The 20,500-nt window shown below is 47.7% G+C and carries 20 protein-coding genes and 1 other RNA gene; 10 read left to right on the forward strand and 11 right to left on the reverse strand.

Annotated elements, in window-relative coordinates; translation table 11 throughout:
• Position 1 precedes the first annotated feature (1 nt).
• Positions 2-337 (reverse strand): RnfH family protein, encoded by a 336-nt coding sequence (locus tag K0H60_RS14835; RefSeq protein ID WP_011623525.1) that lies wholly within the window; start codon positions 335-337, stop codon positions 2-4.
• Positions 327-764, reverse strand: a complete 438-nt coding sequence (locus K0H60_RS14840) for a type II toxin-antitoxin system RatA family toxin (RefSeq protein ID WP_011623526.1) — start codon at positions 762-764, stop codon at positions 327-329. Before K0H60_RS14840 ends, K0H60_RS14835 begins: the two co-directional genes overlap by 11 nt.
• 253 nt (positions 765-1,017) lie before the next feature.
• Here K0H60_RS14840 and smpB point away from each other — a divergent pair, with 253 nt between their 5' ends.
• Together smpB and ssrA are read left to right on the forward strand one after the other, a co-directional pair.
• Positions 1,018-1,509: an SsrA-binding protein SmpB gene (gene smpB / locus K0H60_RS14845; protein ID WP_011623527.1), complete on the forward strand. Its 492-nt coding sequence runs from the start codon at positions 1,018-1,020 to the stop codon at positions 1,507-1,509.
• Between the two features lie 72 nt (positions 1,510-1,581).
• Positions 1,582-1,936, forward strand: a transfer-messenger RNA (tmRNA) gene (gene ssrA, locus K0H60_RS14850).
• 538 nt (positions 1,937-2,474) lie between these two features.
• Here the strand turns inward: ssrA and K0H60_RS14855 are convergent.
• The 6 genes from K0H60_RS14855 to K0H60_RS14880 all read right to left on the reverse strand — a co-directional run bounded on the left by K0H60_RS14855 (position 2,475) and on the right by K0H60_RS14880 (position 10,486).
• Positions 2,475-4,175 carry a toxin-antitoxin system YwqK family antitoxin gene (locus tag K0H60_RS14855; protein WP_220056205.1) on the reverse strand — a complete coding sequence of 567 codons (1,701 nt, stop codon included), beginning with the start codon at positions 4,173-4,175 and terminating at the stop codon, positions 2,475-2,477.
• A gap of 9 nt (positions 4,176-4,184) precedes the next feature.
• On the reverse strand, positions 4,185-6,422 hold the full coding sequence (locus tag K0H60_RS14860) for a hypothetical protein (RefSeq protein ID WP_220056206.1): 2,238 nt from the start codon (positions 6,420-6,422) through the stop codon (positions 4,185-4,187).
• Between the two features lie 771 nt (positions 6,423-7,193).
• Positions 7,194-7,496: a heavy-metal-associated domain-containing protein gene (locus tag K0H60_RS14865; RefSeq protein WP_220056207.1), complete on the reverse strand. Its 303-nt coding sequence runs from the start codon at positions 7,494-7,496 to the stop codon at positions 7,194-7,196.
• The gene (locus tag K0H60_RS14870; protein WP_220058179.1) at positions 7,493-7,810 is read right to left on the reverse strand and encodes a hypothetical protein; all 318 of its coding nucleotides are present in this window, start codon (positions 7,808-7,810) and stop codon (positions 7,493-7,495) included. The genes K0H60_RS14865 and K0H60_RS14870 overlap by 4 nt, the downstream gene beginning before the upstream one ends.
• Positions 7,811-7,826: 16 nt before the next feature.
• A complete protein-coding gene (locus K0H60_RS14875; RefSeq protein ID WP_088210542.1) occupies positions 7,827-8,966 on the reverse strand; it encodes a transglutaminase domain-containing protein in 1,140 nt (379 codons plus the stop codon).
• 248 nt (positions 8,967-9,214) lie between these two features.
• Positions 9,215-10,486 carry an amino acid permease gene (locus tag K0H60_RS14880; RefSeq protein ID WP_220056208.1) on the reverse strand — a complete coding sequence of 424 codons (1,272 nt, stop codon included), beginning with the start codon at positions 10,484-10,486 and terminating at the stop codon, positions 9,215-9,217.
• Between the two features lie 255 nt (positions 10,487-10,741).
• Between K0H60_RS14880 and K0H60_RS14885 the strand changes: the two genes are divergently transcribed.
• Genes K0H60_RS14885 through K0H60_RS14895 form a run of 3 tightly spaced genes read left to right on the forward strand, consistent with a single transcriptional unit; the run spans position 10,742 to position 13,142 of the window.
• Positions 10,742-11,125, forward strand: coding sequence for a RidA family protein (locus tag K0H60_RS14885; protein ID WP_220056209.1), 384 nt, complete (start codon positions 10,742-10,744; stop codon positions 11,123-11,125).
• 20 nt (positions 11,126-11,145) lie between these two features.
• Positions 11,146-12,420 (forward strand): L-cysteine desulfidase family protein, encoded by a 1,275-nt coding sequence (locus K0H60_RS14890; protein ID WP_220056210.1) that lies wholly within the window; start codon positions 11,146-11,148, stop codon positions 12,418-12,420.
• A 41-nt stretch (positions 12,421-12,461) separates the two neighbouring features.
• On the forward strand, positions 12,462-13,142 hold the full coding sequence (locus tag K0H60_RS14895) for a helix-turn-helix transcriptional regulator (protein ID WP_086903341.1): 681 nt from the start codon (positions 12,462-12,464) through the stop codon (positions 13,140-13,142).
• Between the two features lie 77 nt (positions 13,143-13,219).
• Here the strand turns inward: K0H60_RS14895 and K0H60_RS14900 are convergent, their stop codons facing one another.
• Together K0H60_RS14900 and K0H60_RS14905 are read right to left on the reverse strand one after the other, a co-directional pair.
• Positions 13,220-14,818, reverse strand: a complete 1,599-nt coding sequence (locus tag K0H60_RS14900; RefSeq protein ID WP_220056211.1) for an RCC1 domain-containing protein — start codon at positions 14,816-14,818, stop codon at positions 13,220-13,222.
• Positions 14,819-15,018: 200 nt separating this feature from the next.
• Positions 15,019-15,933 carry a polyprenyl-phosphate transporter gene (locus tag K0H60_RS14905; RefSeq protein WP_011626843.1) on the reverse strand — a complete coding sequence of 305 codons (915 nt, stop codon included), beginning with the start codon at positions 15,931-15,933 and terminating at the stop codon, positions 15,019-15,021.
• Between the two features lie 237 nt (positions 15,934-16,170).
• Here K0H60_RS14905 and K0H60_RS14910 point away from each other — a divergent pair, with 237 nt between their 5' ends.
• From K0H60_RS14910 to K0H60_RS14925, 4 genes are all read left to right on the forward strand, one after another.
• Entirely contained in the window at positions 16,171-16,665 is a 495-nt protein-coding gene (locus K0H60_RS14910) for a hotdog fold domain-containing protein (protein ID WP_011717831.1), read from the forward strand.
• 114 nt (positions 16,666-16,779) lie between these two features.
• Positions 16,780-17,217, forward strand: coding sequence for a nucleoside deaminase (locus K0H60_RS14915; protein WP_220053592.1), 438 nt, complete (start codon positions 16,780-16,782; stop codon positions 17,215-17,217).
• A gap of 144 nt (positions 17,218-17,361) precedes the next feature.
• Positions 17,362-18,606 (forward strand): DUF418 domain-containing protein, encoded by a 1,245-nt coding sequence (locus K0H60_RS14920; RefSeq protein ID WP_220056212.1) that lies wholly within the window; start codon positions 17,362-17,364, stop codon positions 18,604-18,606.
• Complete coding sequence (locus tag K0H60_RS14925; protein ID WP_220056213.1) at positions 18,584-19,102, forward strand: DUF1294 domain-containing protein; 519 nt, start codon at positions 18,584-18,586, stop codon at positions 19,100-19,102. Before K0H60_RS14920 ends, K0H60_RS14925 begins: the two co-directional genes overlap by 23 nt.
• 8 nt (positions 19,103-19,110) lie before the next feature.
• Here the strand turns inward: K0H60_RS14925 and K0H60_RS14930 are convergent, their stop codons facing one another.
• Complete coding sequence (locus K0H60_RS14930) at positions 19,111-19,719, reverse strand: TetR/AcrR family transcriptional regulator (protein WP_220056214.1); 609 nt, start codon at positions 19,717-19,719, stop codon at positions 19,111-19,113.
• 249 nt (positions 19,720-19,968) lie between these two features.
• Here K0H60_RS14930 and K0H60_RS14935 point away from each other — a divergent pair, with 249 nt between their 5' ends.
• Positions 19,969-20,448 (forward strand): HPP family protein, encoded by a 480-nt coding sequence (locus K0H60_RS14935; RefSeq protein WP_220053596.1) that lies wholly within the window; start codon positions 19,969-19,971, stop codon positions 20,446-20,448.
• Positions 20,449-20,500 lie beyond the last annotated feature (52 nt).

Consider the following 20,500-nt stretch of genomic DNA (forward strand, 5'->3'; position numbering starts at 1 on the left):
ACTAAGACACCCGTCCACCGGTCACTTTATTGGCACGACCTTCATCCTTGGCCTTATCGGCACGGCGACGGCGCACATCCTTAGGATCGGCGATCAGCGGGCGATAAATCTCCACTCGCTGCCCCGGTAGAATCACTTGGTCATGCTTAACCACATTGCTAAACACCCCAAGCTTTACCGTTTCTAAATCAATCTCAGGGAAAAAACTCACCATATTGCTTTGACGCACTATGTCAATCGCGCTCGTGCCGGGCAATACGCTAACCGAAATCACCTTTTGCTGAGTCGGCAGCGCATAAATAACATCGACGACGAACTTATCTGCTTCATTTGTCACTGTAAATTACCTTAGCGCGGCTGGTAAATGCCGTCACCATTGACACCATAAGATCATTAAACACTTTACCAAAAGCCATATCGACCAATGAGCTGGAAAACTCGAAATTTAAGTCAAACTCCACCTTACAGGCATCTTCCGTCAACTCGGTAAAACGCCACTGGCCGAATAAGTGTTTAAAAGGCCCATTTTCAAGTCTTAACTCGATACTCTTTCCCGGCACCACCTGATTGCGCGTGGTGAAGGTCTTACGGATCCCCGCCTTACTCACATCGACCGAGGCCACCATGGTTTTACCATCAAACTCAAGCACTTTACCGCCAACACAACCGGGTAAAAACTCTTTGTACGACTCAACATCATTGACTAAATCATACATTTGCATCGCACTAAAACGAACTAACACACTTCGAGAAATTTGCGGCATAGGGCTTGGCACTCTCAATCTAAGTAAACACGCTGTCTCAAGCGAACTCCGCGCGCCCTAATCTCTAGGGAAGCTAACAAAATTGGTTTGGATTCTACCACGATACTTAAAAAACGCACCCCTCACATATCCCTATGATGACTAAGCAAAACCGCATAAAAAAACAGCAATAAATTGATGAGGGCTTGAAATAGCTCAAATAAACCCTTATATCCATTTCAAATTGATTCACCGTGCGTATAATGGCGCCACTATGGTAAAGAAAAACTCAAAAAAAGCCGCGCCTGCGACGATCGCACGCAATAAGCGCGCAACCTTCGAATACCGTTTCGAAGAAAAAATGGAAGCTGGCATTTCCCTCATGGGATGGGAGGTGAAGTCTATCCGCATGGGTAAAGTGAACCTATCGGACTGCTACGTCTTCTTAAAAAATGGCGAAGCCTTTATGCATGGCTGTACCATTATTCCGCTTAATACCGCATCGACCCATGTGGTGTGCGACCCGATTCGACTGAAGAAATTGCTGTTAAGTCGTAAAGAGTTAGACAAATTAGCCGGTCTTGTTGAGCGCCAAGGTTACTCGATTATCCCTATCTCCATGTACTGGCGTAAAGGGGCTTGGGTCAAAGTGGAAATCGGCCTAGGTAAAGGTAAAAAAGACCACGACAAGCGTGAAGATACCAAAGCACGCGAGTGGGAAGTGGAAAAAGCCCGCGTAATGAAAAAGGAAAAAACGCGCGGATAATGAACAAACGATTGAACTTGCAGCAAATGATACTAGGTTATCGCCACGCTACGAGTTACAATCAACTTTCTTGGGGGCGATTCTGGATTCGACAGGATTCACGAAACCCTGGGAGCATGCCGAGGGGCGGTTGGCCTCGTTAAAAGCCGCAAAGTTATAGTTGCAAACGACGATAACTACGCTCTAGCCGCTTAATGCCGCTAGCCATCTACCACACGTTTCGCACATGGGCAGTGGATTTGATGGTCATCTCACATCGTGCTAGCGAGGGAACCCTGTCCGGGGGTGAACCGCGAAACAGTACCGGACTCACCGTGTGGGATCCTGTCTTTCGGAGTTCAAACGGTTAAACAATAGAAAGACTAAGCATGTAGCGCCTTGGATGTAGGTTTTCTGGACGCGGGTTCAAGTCCCGCCGCCTCCACCAAATAAAACAAGGACTTAGCAGAAATGCTAAGTCCTTTTTCTTTTCAGTGTCCACCGATTGCCCACACAGATTTACCAATGTCCACAATTGCTGTTGCCAATTGCTTAAAATCTACGAACAGCGCAACAACGAAATCATTTCAGATCTTTGCTCCTTTAACTCCCCCTAGGAATGACGCTGGTTGCGCCTACGAACTGCAATAAACCAAAACTGAAAAAAATTTAAGATACAAACCGTGCAGAAGGGGGATCAAGAGTGCGGATTTCGTGGCTTAGTTTCTCCGTTGCGCTGATTTCCGTAGCTGAATGTGGTTGGTTGTTTTTTTCCTGCGTGTTTTATGGACGCAGGTTCAGTTCCTCATTATAGGAATTAAACCCGAGCTGATTTAGATGTGGTCACATAGCCGCACATGGGACTACTCAAGAGAGAATTTCGATTGGAAGGCGGTTTGGGCAGAAAGGGGGTAGCTCAAATCCAAACTGACCGCGGCCCCTAAAAATGGGCTCGGCCAGTTTAAATCTGGGCGAGTACACCTAGGTTATTGGCCCACATCGACACCATTTTGATAATGGTATTCGGATGAGGCTTCGCCGTTGAAGTAGTAAACCAACTTGCCGTGTAACTGGTTATCGACATACTCTTCGCTTCGCTGCAGGCTGCCGTCTTCATTGAAGCTGTAGCTTTTCCCTTGCAAAAGGCCCTTGTTATCGTATTGCATCGTGCCTAATAAGTGGCCGTTAGCGGACATGGCTCGCCACGGCCCCACTTCGTGCCCCGCTTGGTACTGGCCGTGCCATAACTTCACCTCGCTGTAACTGCTCTCGTCTTGCACTAACCATTTACCTTCACGCTGGCCGTTAACATACTGGCCTTGGGCTTGCAGTTGTTTATCGAAGCCTCGCTGTACAAAAGCGCCATGCAGCTTATCGTTTTTATAAAACGCTCGATACATTACCGTGCCGTCGGGGGCGATATCGCTCTGTTCGCCGTTGAGCTGCCCTTGCGAATTAAACTGTTCGATACGCGTCGAATCGGGATTTTGGCTCACCCACTTTCCAACCTTTACATCCGATTGATATTGCCCAGTGACAAAACTGCCATTTTCAGCGTTATCTTCACGATATGCGCCGTGCATTTTGCCTTTACGGTAATTTATCCGCCTGATAGAGCCATTCCAGCCTGCGTCGACATATACCCCTTCGTAGCTCCCCTCAACTCGCTCTTCTCGTTCAAGCAGCGAGCCTGTGGCATCAAAACGCTGACGCAGACTCCAATCTTTTACGGTATCGCGCTGATATTGATAGGTTAACTTTCCACTCTCATCGAAGCGCTGCTCGTTGGTAATATGGCCTTTAGCGAGATATTGAGTGTCAAGTTGGGAGGTTACATGGCCCGCGCTCGCATAGGTTATATCCTGAATTTCACGGCCATGAGTGTCGTATTTCTGCTGCTGCGTTAATCGCCCTTGCTGATCAAATCGTTGTTGGATACCCACCTGCTTATCATGCTGATAATGTTTAATCTCTCGAGGCACATCAGGAGCATGATAAACCAACACTTCACCATGTAATTTCCCCTTAAGATAAAACTCTTTAGTGAATAACCAGCCTTCTTTTGTCCAATACAGGCGCTCGCCTTCTCTTTTCCCCTCCACCATATTCACGGTTTGCTCTGGCTGACCATTGCTGTGGAAGCTTTCATATAAGCCTTCCATCCCCTTAGCACCATAGGTTACCCGTGTTTGCAGCTGGCCATTGTCGAAATAACTTTGCGCTAATCCGGACTCCACACCATTCGCATAATATTGATGGTCGCGTAATTGGCCATTGGTGTGATAACGTTTTTGCTCACCATGGAGCCTGCCATTCAGATATTGGTACTCACCCGAGCGTGTTCCATCTTCCCAGTAATACAGATGCGTTCCCTGATAACGCCCTTGTGCATCGCTACGTCCCTTGCGAGAGAGTTGACCATTGGGGTGATAAAATTCGAAATCACCGACAATAGCACTCTCCGCTAAATTGGGGCCGTTGACTGTCCCTTTAAAAACGGGTTTATCTGTCTCTACATAAAAAAGCGCGACTGGCCACACGCCCTCTTGCTCAGTCGCGAGCTGTTTCTGGTAGTAAATCGCTTCACCTGGCACCTCGCTAGGCAGCCATTGTTCGTCGAACAAGATGCGTTCAGCCAAGGTATTACACGACAGGAATAGTGCAGATAATAGTAATAAGGCTCTCATATCAGTTCCTTAAGGCAAGGCTGGGAATGTAGTAACCCACTGTTTATTAACGGGCTCGCCGCTAACCTTCAGGTATTCAATCGCCTGCACTCGCCCTTGCAGCTCAAACCAACGGTCTTGATGTAGCACTTGCTGTAACGGTCGTTGATAAAAATCGTCGCGCTCAGCTGGCATAAAAGGCGCGAGTGGAATGTTCTGCGCATTTAAAAAACGATAATGGCGCATCACCTCGCCCACGGTTTGCGTGGTATCGAGTTCAGGTAATTGAGTGGTATCAATCAGCCAACCTTGCTTAGGTTGATACGCAAGGGATTGCCATTCGGGTGTACCGCTACAGCTCAAGGCACTGCTGACTTTAATATCGTAAAAATTACGACGGATCCCATCGGCACTGGTGAGTTGATATAAAACTGTCTTATCAAGATGTTCCGCCATACTGTTTTCGGATTTGATCTGCGTCCATTGCAAGCTGTGGCCGTCAACTTGAGGCGCATCCACCACAGCTAGCGAGCACACGGCGGCTTGCTCGGCGCTTAACTGTAGACTTACGCCATATTTAGCCACCATTTGGGGTTCGAGTAAGGCGGGATCCGCAGCTAATGTATCTTGCGGCGCTTCATTGTAGCGCGCATACATATCATCACGGTAAAGCGTGCGCTGATCCACTGGGGGATAAGCGACGTTTTTCACGTAATCCATCATAGGAATAAAACGAACATCTTGGGTCAGTTCGCTACTCTCATCTGGTGTATTCACATAGATGGTTAGCGTCGGTGGCTCGGCCGGAAAACTAAAGAAGGTGGTGGGTTCAAATTGCATCGAGGCAGCTAACCCCAACATATTCCGTTCGGCTGAGGTTAACCAAGCAGGCCCTTCTACCGACGGCGATTGGTACTTCATCATGGCGCCTTCGGCACCGTCAAATCGCCCCGCTAACCAAGATTTATGGGTTGGATCGCGTGATGTCAGCACATACGAAAAAGGCTTATCGGGGATAGGAGCAAATTCAAGCTGTAAATCTTTATACTGCAAGGACACCGTTTTATTTGGATCGGGTGTTAATGCCAGTTTAACCAGTTTAGCGCCCTGATAGTGGGCCTTGGCACGAAACTCAACAACTTGGGAAAACAGCTCGGAGGGCTCATTCCAGCCAACGAGTAAATGTTGCTCTACGGATTTATAAAAACCATCCTTCTCTGCGAAATTAAAGCGATAAATCTTATTGAGTTGTAGCGGTAAAACGCTGCCATCGGCACTGTGCGCCGTAATATCGGTTAGACGAAACTCTCCTGATGCTTTTAAACCCGAAAAATCATGCTGATAAGTAAGACTGAGTTGGTCATCAATAAGGTCAAAGTAACCCGCATCGTAGGCAAAAACCGCCTCTTGGGTTAAGGGTTTATTGGCCTCTTCAAGTGATAATTCGGGCTGTTTTTCATACTCACCCGGTGGGAAATCGTAATCAAAAGCCACTCGCTGCGACAGATCGCCCAGCTCACGCTCCTTAGGCACCATAATCACATTGCTGCGCATCGTTCCCTTAAAGCCGTAACGCTCAAAGGGCACCTCTGCCACTAGCCCCATCTGCACAAGCCACCCGCGGTCGCGCTCGAGCATCAGTTGGCCATATATTTTGGCTTGCTCACCTTCGCTTTCCACTTGAGCCAGAACATGGGTGTCAGTGACCTTTAACACGGTAAGCTTTGAATTAGCATGGCCTTGATAGGCCGGAAGCATCACCACAGCCCCTACTTCAGCGGGTATCGAATTAATAAAAACCGATGAGCTAAAGAGCTTTTTAAGTTCCTGCTCGAGCTCAAGGCCGCGCTCTGCCAGCATGGCTTGCCAGGCGGGTTTATTTAATGCGCTAAATTCTTTAACGCTGCCATCGTCTAAATTTAATGAAAATTCAAAGCCCTGAGAGAAAATGGCATGCATTTCGGGATTTCGCTCAGCCCGTTCGCCACTGCTCACGCCACTCCCTTGGCCATCTTGCATTTTCATATAATCGACATGCACTTCGAAGCGGCTATTTTTACCCGTCTCGAGCACCTTATAGCGCAGTAATTGGTGGGATGTGGTGTCCACAGTTTCATTACGGCCACCCGCTTCGACCGAGATGCGGGCAGTGCTATACACTTGATACGCGCGCTCATCACCTTTTTGTGGCTTAAACTCCACATCGGCATCGCCAAATGAGCAGGCAGATAATAGAAAACATGTAACTACGCTAACCAAATACTTCATGGTTATTCCCTGTAACTGAATATTAAAACGCCGCATTATGCCCGTTAATCGAACATAAATACATTTTTGAGGCGATTTTTATCGGGTTCTTTATTTGAGCGAAGCATATTATTGATGGAAAATGAGCGCAATTTCGAATTCAATTTGCTCTGTTCTGCAGTAGGAATTCGACGGTAAAAATAGCTCTTCGAAGTATCCACAAATAGGATTACAACGGCTTAAAATGAATAACATTCGATGACGACTGTAGCGACTAACTCACCTCAAAAAAGTAACACAGATGTTAACAAACATAATAATCATATATATTCATTAATAGTATTGAAAACACCCATTGCAAGCTCAAATCTCAGTTATCTCCATTTGAAAATAAAGCATTTAAAATCATAACGATACCATTAGCCACAAGTGTTCACCTTGTAAGCATACCATTAGATTATTTCCTTATTCAAACGCGTTAACTCAAAGGTATTGATAAGATTCCGGCACTCATAATTAATTACTGGTTTTATTTGTGCCAATAATAGAGCAAGGTCTACATCGCATATTACTGCTGGCAGTGAAATTGCCAGTATGGCGACCTAGAGACTTCATTCAGTCAAAAGTAGTAATTTGGTCAGCATTAACCATGTCAGTGTGAGTGAATGAAAAACTCGATATTAATATTGTTCTGCTTAATAGAATCCTGCATCTAAGAGTCGCAAACAAAAAAGCACAACCCAATTAGGTTGTGCTTTTTAGATTAAATACTGAAGCGATAATGAGCCAATATCAGCTCTGCTTTTCGACCTTATTGATAGTGCCTTTATAGCCAGTGGCGTCGACGGCGGTAATCAACTTATCGAGGTTAAAATCATCAGCGACTGTGACCACGGCCTGCTCGGTTTTCAAGTTTGCCTTGGCTTTGATCACCCCATCGGTTTTGCGCAGCGCCTGATTAACGACGGTAACGCACAGTGGGCAGGTCATGCCTTTAACATCGAGTGTCACCTGCACGTTATCCGCCCAAGTGAATGGCGTAAACCCCAACGATGTAATGAGCACAAGTCGTGCAATACGTGATAGTGGCTTCATTCGAACACCTCAAGTAGCCAAGGTAAAACAAAGGGATACAGTTGGAACGCCAGCACAATAGGCACAGTCACCCAATAGACGAATAGCATTTGTCCCCGGCTAAATGTACCGGTACAGAGCGGCTTTTTCGCAAAGTACAAGCGCCAAAAACCCAGCAAAATTAGCCCAGTTGATAGGAGCAACATGGGTGCTTGTAACCAAGCTAAGCTCGATAACCCCGACAGCCCCGCCGCAGACACGCCAAACACTAAATAGATTAAGGGCGCGATGCAGCAAAGGCTAGAGGCAACCGCCGCAACAACGGCGGCGGCCATGGTGGCAAGCAGCGGTTTAGCGCTGCTCGCTTGACTTGTAGTCATAGGCGAAAACTTTTGGCTCATAGTAATTCACAGGATCGCCGTCCACTTCGGCATAGGGATAACCAAAATTGTTCAGTGGAGTCTGCTCCGCCACGGGGAATAAGTCAAAGTCGCGGCCATAGTTAAAGCCAACCCAATTCATTTCCCAGTTACCAAACAGGTAATCATTCACCGCTTGTACTGCAGGGTCGCTATGCTCCTTCTTCTCGGTGAGGCGCATCTTAGTCACATCCGCAGGGTCGGCGGGCAACCAGCCATAACCCGCTAAGTAGAACATGGCACGGCAGTGTTGACCACCCGTCACATCGGCAAAGCCCTTATCGTCGGCGCTGCCAAAGGCTTTTTTGGAATAATGGCCCATCTTGATGGCTTGGCCTAGGCGAATACCAAACATTTCACGGGCAGGCACACCCACTGCGCGCATCAGCGCCACAAATACTGAGTTGATATCGGTACACTTACCGCCGAGTTTGCCACTTTCAAGAATGGCGGCCACATCGCCACTGCCGCAACCGATAACATCGTTATCGCGGTACATGTTGGCGCTCACCCAGTTGTAAATCAACTGTGCTTGTTTGAGTGGCTCGGTTTCTTTACCCACGATCTTATCCGCGGTTTGCTTCACGATACCATCCACAGGCATATGCTTGGTTGGCTTAAGGTAAATGGCGACGTCGGCGGGATACTCAGGTTTAGCTGGCGCGCGGTAATGGCTTAACTCGCCACTTTTAACAGGTTCCCAATCTTGGGTTTCAATCACTAATTCTAGTGTTAGGGTCATCTTGCCCTTGGCATCGGGCCAAGTGGCAAACAGGGTTTTAGCGCCATAGTGGTTATTGGCACTGATATAGGCGTCTTGATAAGTCCCGCTAAAGTTAAGTTTTTCAACCTGCTGGAAAGCTGTGTTTTCAGGAAGTGGCACCCATAACTTCACCACGCCCGCAGAGCCTTCTGGCGCGACGAGCTGATAGGTATTGGTTAAGGTAAATCGGCGACGACCACAGGTTTTATCGGTCATCGCATGGGTTTGCGTCGACGCCGCTAACACTGGCATCACGGTTCCCGCCGCCGACAGAATGGCTGCACCCTTCAAAAAATCACGTCTTTGCATTAGGCATTCCTTAGTTTGATAAGCATTAGAAAAAAAGATACCACTAAAGTAGTTGCCAAGGATTATAGAAAGTTATCGATCCGGCACAATCACCAAATTTCATCCAGCGCGAACAGCATGACAAAAACCACTACTAGCGCACAATGAGCCTAGTAAATAGCGGGGAAATTAAGACAATTTGTCTCAATAGAAGCCAAAAAAACAGGTACAGCACGACTGCTATACCTGTTTGTAAAGGAGGTAAAGCATTAACTAAAGGCAAGCAGAGGCGAAATACATAGCAATAAGCCAGTGACGATAATGATATACAGCGACCCCCCTTTATATTTATGCAGCGCAGGCACTTGATAGACCAAATAGGCAGGGATCAAACAACCCACTAAACCGAAGATAGGACTGCATATAGAGGTAAAACTCAGCACAGGGGCATTTAATACAATCGCACCCCAGGACAGCAAAATGGTAAAGATCATGATGCCGTAACCCACTAACGACTTATTGATCCGCTCCTCGGGCATCACTCGGCGCAGCATATTCATGGTCAATCCCTGACACGCCTCCCTAAACCCTAAATACACACCAAAATACGCCGTCATCACCGCAAAGATATTTAAGGTCAGACTAAGCAGCTTTAAGGTTTGCCCTGGCATCCCCTGGGCCACCATGGCTAAGGCGGAGATATTTTCATGGGAGGCGCGCACCGCCTGCTCATGCCCCATGGCAAGGGTAAAAGACACAGCGTAGAAAAACACCACCACAAACAGCACCCCAAAGGCAATGTTCATCGCACGCATCGCCTTAAAGCGGGCAACAGCAAGGGATTTCTCCCGCGAACGATAGGAAATCACCATAGGGCTTAAACTTTGGATAAATAGAATCGATGTCAGCGTAAAGGGTAACATCACAATCGCATCCTTTAGCCAATCGCCCGTGCTGGGTACGCTACCGATATTATTGATATCCCACTTATCGACCATCATCAGCCCGAGTACCGCCACTACCCCAAGCTTAGTGAGCACCATAAAGGTGGAGATCTTAAATAATAGGTTTTCACCACGGGAGGCCAATGCGACTAAACCGCAGATCAGCGCTAGGCCATAGAAGGGATTTTTAGACAATAATGACGTAGTTGCGCCAAAGCTTTGTAAAAAGGAGGCGCTATCATTGGTGATGGCCGTGGAATACACAAACACCCAAATCACCAACATAATGAAGTACAAGCCGCCGAGTAAGATGCCCCAGTTTTTGCCCAGATACCCCGAAATCACACTCGGATAATCCTTACATTCGGGCGACTCGGCCAAAGTATTGATAAACAATCGCTGAAACAAATACATAGCAGGATAACCAATCACGCTGGAGAGCAAGAATACCCACAAGCCCATCAAGCCCACCTGCACTGGCAAAAATACGATCCCAGCGCCAATCGCCATGCCAATACTCATAATGATCCAGCCCCAATCCGTACTGTCGAAGCGGGTATCCTCTTTCCATTGTGCCGCCGTTAGCCTTGCATCCATATCTCATCCTAACCGAGTTGATGTTATTTTTTGCAAATATATTTGAACAAAACAAACTCAGCAAACAAAATACTCAACTTTTGTTGAACAAAGTGTCGTTGCTCACAATTCGGTCCAAAACCCGCCAAAAGACGCATAAACTCGTCTTTACGGCATGAAACATTAAAAAATAATTGCAACCAAACCAAAATATGCAAATAATATTGCACATAGAAATTCGACAGCATTCAATTTTATTTGCAGATTGGAGAGATAATGAAAAGCATCATTCATGCAGAACGTGCCCCAGCCGCGATTGGCCCTTACTCCCACGGCACGAGTTATGGCAACCTGATTTTTACCTCTGGACAACTGCCTGTATGTAAAGAGAAAGGTGGCGTTGTCGAGGGTGGGATCAGCGAACAATCTGTGCAATGCCTTGAGAATCTGAAATACGTGATTGAAGCCGGTGGTGGCAGCCTAGAAACCGTGCTTAAAACCACCTGTTACTTGAGTGAGATCAGTGACTTTGCCGCCTTTAATGAAGTCTATAAAACCTATTTCAAAGCCGACTGCCCTGCCCGCAGCTGTTTTGCGGTAAAAGATCTTCCACTGGGTGTCAAAGTGGAAGTTGAAGCCATCGCCCACGTTCACGCATAAATTGGTAAGGTTGTAGCCCGATGAAACCTTTATGGCAGCAATACATTCAGATTATTAACCAAGTGGTTAAACCCGCCTTAGGCTGTACCGAGCCGATCGCTGCGGCCTATGCGGCGGCCGTGGCCCGTACCTTATTACCGGTTGAACCCGAGTCAATTGCGGTGCAAGTTTCTGATAACTTGTATAAAAACTCGATGGGCGTTTATGTGCCCGGCACAGGTAAAATCGGTCTCGCTATCGCCGCAGCCGCAGGCGCGCTTGCAGGTAATGCCGATGCGGGATTAGAAGTCTTGGCCAACGTGACACCTGAACAAGTGGCACAGGCACAAACCCTTATCGATACGGGTAAAGTGAAGGTTGAGCGTACCGAGACCGACGAATTTATCTATTGCTGCGTCAGCTTAACCGCCGGCGAGCAAGAGGCCATGGTGAAAATCTGTGGCGGCCATACCTTGATTGCCGAGAAGCGCTTAAATGGTGAGTTAGTATTTACCGCCGATAGCGCCCAAGCCAAGGCCACAGGCTCAATCTGCGACGGCGTCGATATCAATATTGAATCGATTTACCGCTTCGCCCAAGAAGTGCCCTTCGAAGAAATCCAATTTATTCTTAAAGCCTCGGAATTAAACAGTAAATTATCCGATGAAGGCATGTCCAAACCCTATGGCTTGGAAGTCGGCCGCACCATGAAAAACGGCATTGCCGCCGGGATCATCGGTGAGGACTTACTCAATAAGATTGTGATGCTCACCGCAGCGGCTTCGGATGCGCGTATGGGCGGTGCCAATCTGCCCGCCATGAGCAATTTAGGCAGTGGTAACCAAGGAATTGCAGCGACGATTCCAGTGGTCATCACCGCCCAGTGTTATAAAGTCAGCGAAGAGAAACTGGCTCGCGCGCTGATCATGAGCCACCTCGGGGCGATTTATATCAAGTCCCACTATCCGCCGTTATCGGCATTCTGTGGCAATACGGTCACCAGCGCCGCAGCCTCTATGGCCATGGTGTATTTAGCGGGCGGCAGTTTCGAGCAATCTTGCTTTGCGATTCAAAACGTCATCAGCGACAGCTCGGGCATGGTTTGTGATGGTGCCAAAGCCTCCTGCGCCATGAAGGTCAGTACCTCATCGAGTGCGGCGGTACGCTCCTTCTTAATGGCGCTCAACAGCCAAAACGTTTCGGGCCAAGGTATCATCGCCAAAGATGTTGAGAAAACCATTAAGAACATAGGCAAGATGGTACTCAATGGCATGTCATCTACGGATGTCACTATCATTAACATCATGTCTGAATAAGACGGTTATTCCTGATAAGCTGCTGAAAAAGGCCGAATATTGTGAAATTGCAAGACTTAACCCAAAGCGATCTGGATATACTCAAGTCCATCGAAAATATCGTCGATGGGATTGCCGCCATGTATGGCCAACATACAGAGGTCGTGCTGCACAGCTTAGATGCTAAGCACCCTTCGGTGATCAAAATTGCCAATGGTCATGTCACTGGCCGTGAGGTCGGTGCGCCCATCACTAACCTAGCCTTGCTTAAGCTCAAAACGGGTCAGGATATTTCCAACTCTTACCTGACCAAATGTGCCAACGGTAAGACCTTACGTTCGATAACCACTGTTATCCGTAATCCTAAAAACCTGCCGATTGGGTTACTGTGCATCAATACCGATATGGATGCGCCGCTGCAATCTGTGCTGCGCACTATGATGCCGGAGCAGCTCCTCGGCAGTGAATTGACCAGTTCGCCCGAGGTGTTTGCGCGCAATATTGATGAGGCGCTACACAGCACTATCGATAGCGTTAACCACGAGGTGCGTGCCAATCCTGCGATTTCCCCTTCACAAAAGAGTCGCGAAATTGTCAATCAACTCCATGAGTTAGGGATTTTCGAACTCAAGGATAGCGCCCAAGTGGCCGCCACTCGATTAGGGATTTCAGTGCATTCCATTTACCGCTATTTGCGTGAAATTAAAGCCAATCAGGCGGAAAGCGAGAAAAGCCTCGCTTAAAGATAAAGGGCTAAGATGAACATCTTAGCCCTTTGTTTTTATTAGCTTACTAGCTTCAAATGGGTTTACTCATTGGCTTAGAGCACATTGCTCGTTCTACCTGTGACATCCCAAGCCTGTACCGTGCCATCGTCCATGAGGGCAATCACATCCAGCAAATTACTGCGAATATCCCGCATGTGGCTCAAATCAACGGCTTGCTTATCTAGCGTCACCGCGGGATCTTCCCGCATCCATACTGCAATCGAGCCATCTTGGCGTTTAACCGTAAAGCCTAACCCCGTAGGAAAAATATCCGTTGCTTGAGTTATGTCAGTTTTGGGGCCAAAGCGGCCATCAACTACAGTGCCATCTTGCTTTAAAAAGGCAAACTCACGTTCATAGGTCACCACTTTGCTCACCTGAGTGACCTCTTGATAACGCGGCTGGTTTTCTGCCAATTCCCATCCTTCCCAAGCGATAGCCGTATTATCCCTACGTAACGCGACAAATCCTTCATCAAAGGGATAAACCTTAAGCACGCTTTGTAATTTATCTTTAAGGACCGTCGTATCAGCACCATGATATTTACTGCCCCATACGATAAGTTGACGGCTGATGGTTAAGGCGGCAAACGCGTCATTATTGGCAAAAATATCAATCACTTTATTGGCACGATTTGGGCGAGATAAGCGGGCAGGGAATGGCACATCATACTCAGTTAACTCCCCTTCCCCCCACGCATAAACACTACCGTCAGCCAGCAGCGCTGTAAAACCATTTTTGGAAGCAACAACTTTCACGGCAGGCGCAAGCTGGTTAAGCTTTGCCACTTGCTCACGACCTTTTTGCTCCGCTCTGACCTTACCCCACGACACCAATCTGCCCGTCGCAGTCATAGCGGTAAAAGCATTATCGTTAGCATAGAGGAGTTTCACATTGTTAAGCGCTGAGGCGACTTCGTGACTGTCGCCACCATAATCCGCCTGCCCCCATGTCACTACTGTCTCATCCCGTTTTAAGGCGGCAAAAGCGCCATGGTTAACAGACACAGACACGACGCCCGTCATCGCAGGCGCGGCGTATTGACCAGAGCCTAGCTCGGCAGTTGATGCATCTTCAAAAGACCAACTGACGACACTTCCATCTTGCTTAATGGCAGCATAGAGCCCCTTACCCACAACAAATTCGCGCACATCATGCAGTACAGGTCTCACTCCTCGAGTCCAAGGCATAGTTTCATCCCCCATTCCCCAAGGGATCAGTTTGTGGTCATGGGTTAACGCGGCAAAGCCGCAGGTATCCTCTGCCGCATACAGTTGTTTTACATTAAGTAGAGGGTCGGCGGCGTTATTGCTATCGCCACCACACTCGCCATCCCCCCATGTGACTACAGTACCGTCTCGTTTGAGCGCCGCAAATGCATTGAGATTGCTGTAGATTTGACTCACATCGACTAATTCTGCAGGCATAGGGATTTTGGGCGAAATCTCGGCAATCTCACGGTTGTTTGGCTCATGAATCAAGACATTATTCGCTGAAGCGGGTGTTCTGTGAGCCTGAATAGTGTCAGAAATTTGCTGCTTTAACTCTGGGGATATTTCAGAATCTTGTTTATCTATGATTAAGTTAACCACATGACCTAAGGCAAAAATGGCTAGCGCCACGCCAACCCAGGGGACCTGTTTTTTTTCCACAACTATATCCTTATCGTAACGGCAAACTCTCACTGAGTTTAAACGGATGCACAACATCGACTGCGTGCACTCTGAGGCGCGATTGTAACTTAACGGACCAGCAAAATAACATTGCCCAAAAGTCGAGGACATTCCATTGGCCTTAAAACATAAAAGCAGCGAATATCGCTGCTTTTATTCACATCATCCACAGGATTGGCTTAATCCCGTTTGCCGACCTTCTCTAAACCCCAAACTAAGGCAATGGCCGCCAACATACACACCACAGCTAACATCAGCTGTGAAGGTTGGCCCGTCACTTGTTCAAAATTCAGCGGCGAAATATTTTGCTCCAATAGTGGCACTTGTTCACCGTGGGAGTTAGTACGCCAGGTTAAGGTTTGTTTCCAAGGCCAAATTTTACCTAAGGTGCCGAGCATCAAACCCGTGAGAAACACTACAGTCGCATCATGGTATTTACGCAGCAAGGCCGAGAGTAAATGGCTAAAGCTTAAAATCCCCAGCAAAGCGCCAACGGCAAAACAGGCCAAGATATCGATTTGGATATTTTTTGCCGCCGCGAGTACCACAGGATATAAGCCGAGCAATAATAAGATAAAACTGCCCGAAATCCCCGGTAATACCATGGCACAAATGGCAATCGCACCGCCGAAGAAAATATTTAAATAGCTGGCCTCGACCGATACAGGGTTCAGTACAGTGATCACCCAGGCAGCCAAAACCCCTAAGGCGAATAATCCCAAACGCGCCAGCGTAAAACCACTCACCTGCTTAAGCATGTGCACCACAGAGATGATGATAAGGCCAAAGAAGAATGACCAAATCGGAATGGGATGGGCCACCAGCAACCAAGAAATCAGTTTAGCGAAGGTAAAAATACTGGTTAGGATCCCCGCTAACAAACTCAGTAAAAATCCACCATTAATATGTTCAAACGCACCTTTAATCCCCTGCGACTTAATCACGCCCCACAGTGAAGGATTAATACGTTTAACGCTTTCGAGCAGGGTATCGAGAATACCGGTGATAAAGGCGATAGTGCCACCCGAAACCCCAGGCACCACATCGGCGGCCCCCATGGCCATTCCCTTAAAATAGGTCAGCAAATATTTCACTGTGAGTCCTTGTAGTTAAATCATTATGAAGTGTCATTGATGACAAATTTGTCGTGATTATACGGTGTTAGCGTAAAAACCGCGAAATGAAGTTTACTTAATTCGGCCGACTGGCATTTAATGTTATCCCAATGTTACACTCATCCGACCAGAAAGAAACAGGCACGCCGCTAAGCATTAAAAATATCAGCGGCCCAAGACTAACACCTTAAGTTTGCACTCCGATGAAGGATAACCATGAGCCCTAACGCACAAACCCCAAACGCTAAGCCCAATAAGGTTCTCGCGCTTTACCATAAAACCCAAGGCTGGCCCTTTGGCCAAAAAATTTTCTCCATCATGGTATCACGCATGGCACCTTATTTTGGTACCATCAAACCACTGATCACTGAATTGCGCCTTAACCACTGTGCTTGCCTGATTAAAAAACGTCATGCCGTTCATAACCATATAAAAACCGTGCATGTTATCGCCATCTGTAACGGCTTAGAAATGGCAATGGGCGTGATGGCCGAAGCATCAATTCCGGCTCACCTACGTTGGATCCCTAAGGGCATGAGCCTGGATTACACCGCCAAGGCGGGCAGTGATATTTTATGTGTTGCCGAAGTCACGCCAGAGCAGTGGACTCCCGGCGATATGTTGGTGCCCGTTACCGCCTACGACACCCAAGGCGTGGTAGTCGTGAAAGGACATATCAAGTTATGGATTTCAGAAAAGCCACAGAAGTAAGCCAAGGCTTATCCACCCAAGCTTAATCATCAATCGAAATCACCACTTAGGTTGTCTTGCTCAACGCTTGCAGGCTGCTATGCTAAGCCAAACAACCTAAGATAGGGGACCGAAATGGATGAATTTTTACAGGCCGCGATTGATGAGGCCAAACAAGGATTAGCCGAAGGCGGGATCCCCATTGGCTCAGTATTAGTGATCGACGGGAAAATTGTCGCCCGCGGCCATAACAAACGCGTGCAGCAAGGCAGCGCCGTGTTGCATGCCGAAATGGATTGCCTCGAAAATGCGGGCAGATTGACCGCCGCCGATTATCAAAAGGCCACGCTCTATTCGACTCTCTCCCCCTGCGATATGTGTAGTGGCGCAATACTACTCTATGGCATTCCTAAGGTGGTGGTCGGTGAAAATGTCACCTTTCAAGGACCAGAAGCCTATGTGCAGTCCCGCGGAGTAGAGGTGACAGTGGTGGACAATCACGAGTGCAAACAGTTGATGCACGATTTTATCGCCGCCAAGCCACAGCTGTGGAACGAAGATATTGGTGAATAGACAATATCTTTCAAAGCGATCCACGCGCCTAACGCTTTAATTAGTTGAGTGTTCATTGGTTTGAGCGCCTGTTAAGCTAGCGCCTTGTATTATCAACTCAATCTCGCCGAGCTGACTCGGTTCATTTTCCCCAATAGCAAAAGGATGCCTGCTATCAAACCTATCACTCAAGCTGCCAAGGATCCTTGGGGAAGTCCCATCGATGCGACTCACACGCTCCATCGGCCTATCCCAATTGGACGTAATGCCAACCTCGATGCCATACGTGGGTTAGCGGTATTGGGGATATTTTTTATGAATATCTATTTTATGGGGATAAGCTTTTATGGCTATGCGCCCCATCAAATCCCATTACTCTCAGACCAAGTGCTCGAAGCCTTTAGCAATTTCTTTATTGAAGGGCGATTTATCAGCCTGTTTTCCATCTTATTTGGCGTTGGGCTTTATATTCAGTACCAACGGTTTCGTGATAAAGGTTTAGCGGCCTATTCGCTGCTGCGCTCACGCTTGAAATGGTTGATTGTCTTTGGCCTGATCCACGGCATCATTATCTGGCCCGGTGATATTTTACTGACCTATGGGATCAGCGGCTTTTTAGCACTCTGCTACCGAGATGCCAGCATCGCCGAGTTAAAACGTAAGGCCAATATTTTTATTTTCAGTTCGTTAGTAGTTATCTGTTTAATCAGCATCATGGGCAGTGACGAACTCTTTACCCGCGAATCGCCCTTATTCACCGAACAATACAGCGCTTGGACATCGGGTTATGCCAATCAACTGTTCCTGCATGTTATGCAGGTCGGTTACATGGCGCTGGTCATTCCGTTCACCTTAATGTGGTTCACGGGCGGACTGATGCTGCTAGGTATGGCGCTCTATCGCCAAGGTAGTTTCGAGCAGGGATTTGAGCGTAACACCTTAATCAAGCTGGTTTTAGCCAGCTTTGTACTCTCTACCCTAGATACCCTGCTGGGATTAACTCAAAACCCAACATTGGTGATGTTTTCGGACATCATAGTCATGCTAAGCGCTATCCCTACTGCACTGATTTACATCCATATATTGGTAAAAATCTGCCAAAATCGCTCGACAGTGTTAAGGCCTTTGCAAAATGTCGGCAAACTCGCCTTTAGCCTGTATATATTGCAATCCATTGTCGGTGTGTTTATCTTTCGCCACTTTGCTCCCGAGTTACTATTAACCCTCGACAGGGGCGGTTATATGGCGATAGCGCTGGGTTACTCGCTGCTGCAATTGCTACTGGCAAGCTTGTATTTACGCTACTTTCACCAAGGGCCACTCGAAAAACTCTGGCGCCAGCTCGCCTTTAAGTCCATCAACGCTAGTAGCCATTTGAACTCGAATAATGAACAACAAAAGAGCCAATAAAACGCCATCCGCTCCAGTACATGAACGAAGAGCGACTCAACAAAGAGTGAATCAACGCAGAGTGACTAAATCTAGAGCCACAGAACCAAGAGTCACGAAATCAAAAGTGGCAAAACCCAGAGCCGCGCGCTCGCATCAGAGTTCGATGCCTTTATTATTAGCGCTCGTTTTTCTGGCGATGCTAATCGGCGCCGCTTGGTGGCATATGCTGCCGCTTGCGATTGTGGGTTTATACCTGCTGCTGAGTTTATGCACCTTTATCGCCTACGCCTTCGACAAATCGGCGGCGCGAAAAGGTCGCTGGCGCACCAAGGAAAGCACCCTACATCTGATGTCTCTCCTCGGGGGTTGGCCCGGCGCACTGTTTGCCCAGCAGTTACTGCGGCATAAATCGGTCAAAGCCGCCTTTCGCCAACTGTTTTGGCTCACGGTCGTGACCAACTTAGCCCTGCTGGGTTATGGGATCCAAACGGGTTTCATGGATAGATTGATTTAACCGTCACGCTAATGCGTTTCTATTTCAATCAATTGCTCGGCAACTTTTAACGCCTGCATAGCCGCATCTGTGTCGCCGCGCAGCTGCGCTGATACTATGGCGCCTTCCTTCAATAGGCATAGGGTATCGACAAGATAAGCCGCTTTTGCCTCGGACAAGCCCAAAGCCGCCACTTGCTGACCCATTAAATCAGCTACCCGCTGTTTATGCTCGGCACATAAACGATGCACAGGATGGCTGGCATCGGTAAATTCGGCACTCACATTGATAAAAAAACAGCCCCGAAACTCACACAGCTGCGGCACTCTTTGATTAAACCAATCATCGAGCGCCATAAATAACGCGCGGATCCCCGCCTTACCTATCTCGACTGCTAGCACTCGCTCGCTTAACCAGTGATAAAACACTTGGTCGCGATACAACACCACGGCTTCGACCAACTCATCCTTACTCACAAAATGATGGTACAAGGTTTTTTTGGCAATCGCCGACTCCTGCAAAATCTGGTTAATACCCACCCCATGTACGCTCTGAAAATAAAACAGTTTAAATGCCGTGGTGATGAGCTGTTGACGTTTATCTAAGGGCATATCTGACAAGACTTCGGGTTGTGGCATATCGCCTTCCTCTGCAATTAGGATTTAAGCGTATCTTCTCACAGGTAGACAAATCAGTCTACTCATGCAATGATATCAAGTAGACAGATTGGTCTACCCATTAGAGATTCAACACAATGAAGTGCAACGCGGCCACAGGGATGGCGCCAAGGGGAAACCCAACACTAAATCCCAAGCCGCAGTTATTGATATTAACCATATAAACCACAGCCCTTGCGCGATAGCCAAGTTGGGCTCAAAGGACACACAATGAAAGTGATAAACCCACAACAATTGAAACCCGCACTGCTCGCCGGCATAGGCGCCATGTTATGTATCAGTGCCTTAGCAAGCTTGGAGCAAATGAGTTCGCAGCTGTTGTGGCTGATGGCCCCCTTTGGCGCCACTATGGTGATTTTATTTGCCCTTCCCGATAGCCCATTGGCGCAGCCAAGAAATATTGTCTGCGGCCACCTACTGACCAGTCTGATGGGACTTATCATCCTCCACAGTGTAGGCGTCTCGCCGCTAAGCTTAGGATTAGCCGTAGGGGCGGGAATTGCATTGATGATGCTCACTCACACAGTGCATCCTCCAGCTGGAGCAAACCCACTGGTTATTATGCTGACCGCGCAGGGGTGGGACTTTTTATATTCGCCAGTCGCCAGTGGTCTAGTGCTGATCCTGTCCTTTGGCTGGCTGTATCATAATCTGCTGTGTCGACGCCCCTATCCGCAGAAATGGTTTTAAGCTGCGTCAAAACACTAAAACCTAAGCATTTTACGCATTTGTGCGTGAACTG

The organism is Shewanella mangrovisoli (assembly GCF_019457635.1).
Taxonomy (GTDB): Bacteria; Pseudomonadota; Gammaproteobacteria; order Enterobacterales; family Shewanellaceae; genus Shewanella; species Shewanella mangrovisoli.

Excerpts from the sequence above, each read along its gene's own strand:
- K0H60_RS14935 (WP_220053596.1), top strand. The coding sequence starts at position 19,969 with ATGAAAGTGATAAACCCACAACAATTGAAACCCGCACTGCTCGCCGGC.
- K0H60_RS14875 (WP_088210542.1), bottom strand. The coding sequence starts at position 8,966 with ATGCAAAGACGTGATTTTTTGAAGGGTGCAGCCATTCTGTCGGCGGCG.
- K0H60_RS14860 (WP_220056206.1), bottom strand. The coding sequence starts at position 6,422 with ATGAAGTATTTGGTTAGCGTAGTTACATGTTTTCTATTATCTGCCTGC.
- K0H60_RS14855 (WP_220056205.1), bottom strand. The coding sequence starts at position 4,175 with ATGAGAGCCTTATTACTATTATCTGCACTATTCCTGTCGTGTAATACC.
- K0H60_RS14925 (WP_220056213.1), top strand. The coding sequence starts at position 18,584 with ATGAACAACAAAAGAGCCAATAAAACGCCATCCGCTCCAGTACATGAA.
- K0H60_RS14870 (WP_220058179.1), bottom strand. The coding sequence starts at position 7,810 with ATGGCCGCCGCCGTTGTTGCGGCGGTTGCCTCTAGCCTTTGCTGCATC.
- K0H60_RS14880 (WP_220056208.1), bottom strand. The coding sequence starts at position 10,486 with ATGGATGCAAGGCTAACGGCGGCACAATGGAAAGAGGATACCCGCTTC.
- K0H60_RS14885 (WP_220056209.1), top strand. The coding sequence starts at position 10,742 with ATGAAAAGCATCATTCATGCAGAACGTGCCCCAGCCGCGATTGGCCCT.
- K0H60_RS14840 (WP_011623526.1), bottom strand. The coding sequence starts at position 764 with ATGCCGCAAATTTCTCGAAGTGTGTTAGTTCGTTTTAGTGCGATGCAA.
- K0H60_RS14910 (WP_011717831.1), top strand. The coding sequence starts at position 16,171 with ATGAGCCCTAACGCACAAACCCCAAACGCTAAGCCCAATAAGGTTCTC.
- K0H60_RS14920 (WP_220056212.1), top strand. The coding sequence starts at position 17,362 with ATGCCTGCTATCAAACCTATCACTCAAGCTGCCAAGGATCCTTGGGGA.
- K0H60_RS14930 (WP_220056214.1), bottom strand. The coding sequence starts at position 19,719 with ATGCCACAACCCGAAGTCTTGTCAGATATGCCCTTAGATAAACGTCAA.
- K0H60_RS14915 (WP_220053592.1), top strand. The coding sequence starts at position 16,780 with ATGGATGAATTTTTACAGGCCGCGATTGATGAGGCCAAACAAGGATTA.
- smpB (WP_011623527.1), top strand. The coding sequence starts at position 1,018 with ATGGTAAAGAAAAACTCAAAAAAAGCCGCGCCTGCGACGATCGCACGC.
- K0H60_RS14890 (WP_220056210.1), top strand. The coding sequence starts at position 11,146 with ATGAAACCTTTATGGCAGCAATACATTCAGATTATTAACCAAGTGGTT.
- K0H60_RS14865 (WP_220056207.1), bottom strand. The coding sequence starts at position 7,496 with ATGAAGCCACTATCACGTATTGCACGACTTGTGCTCATTACATCGTTG.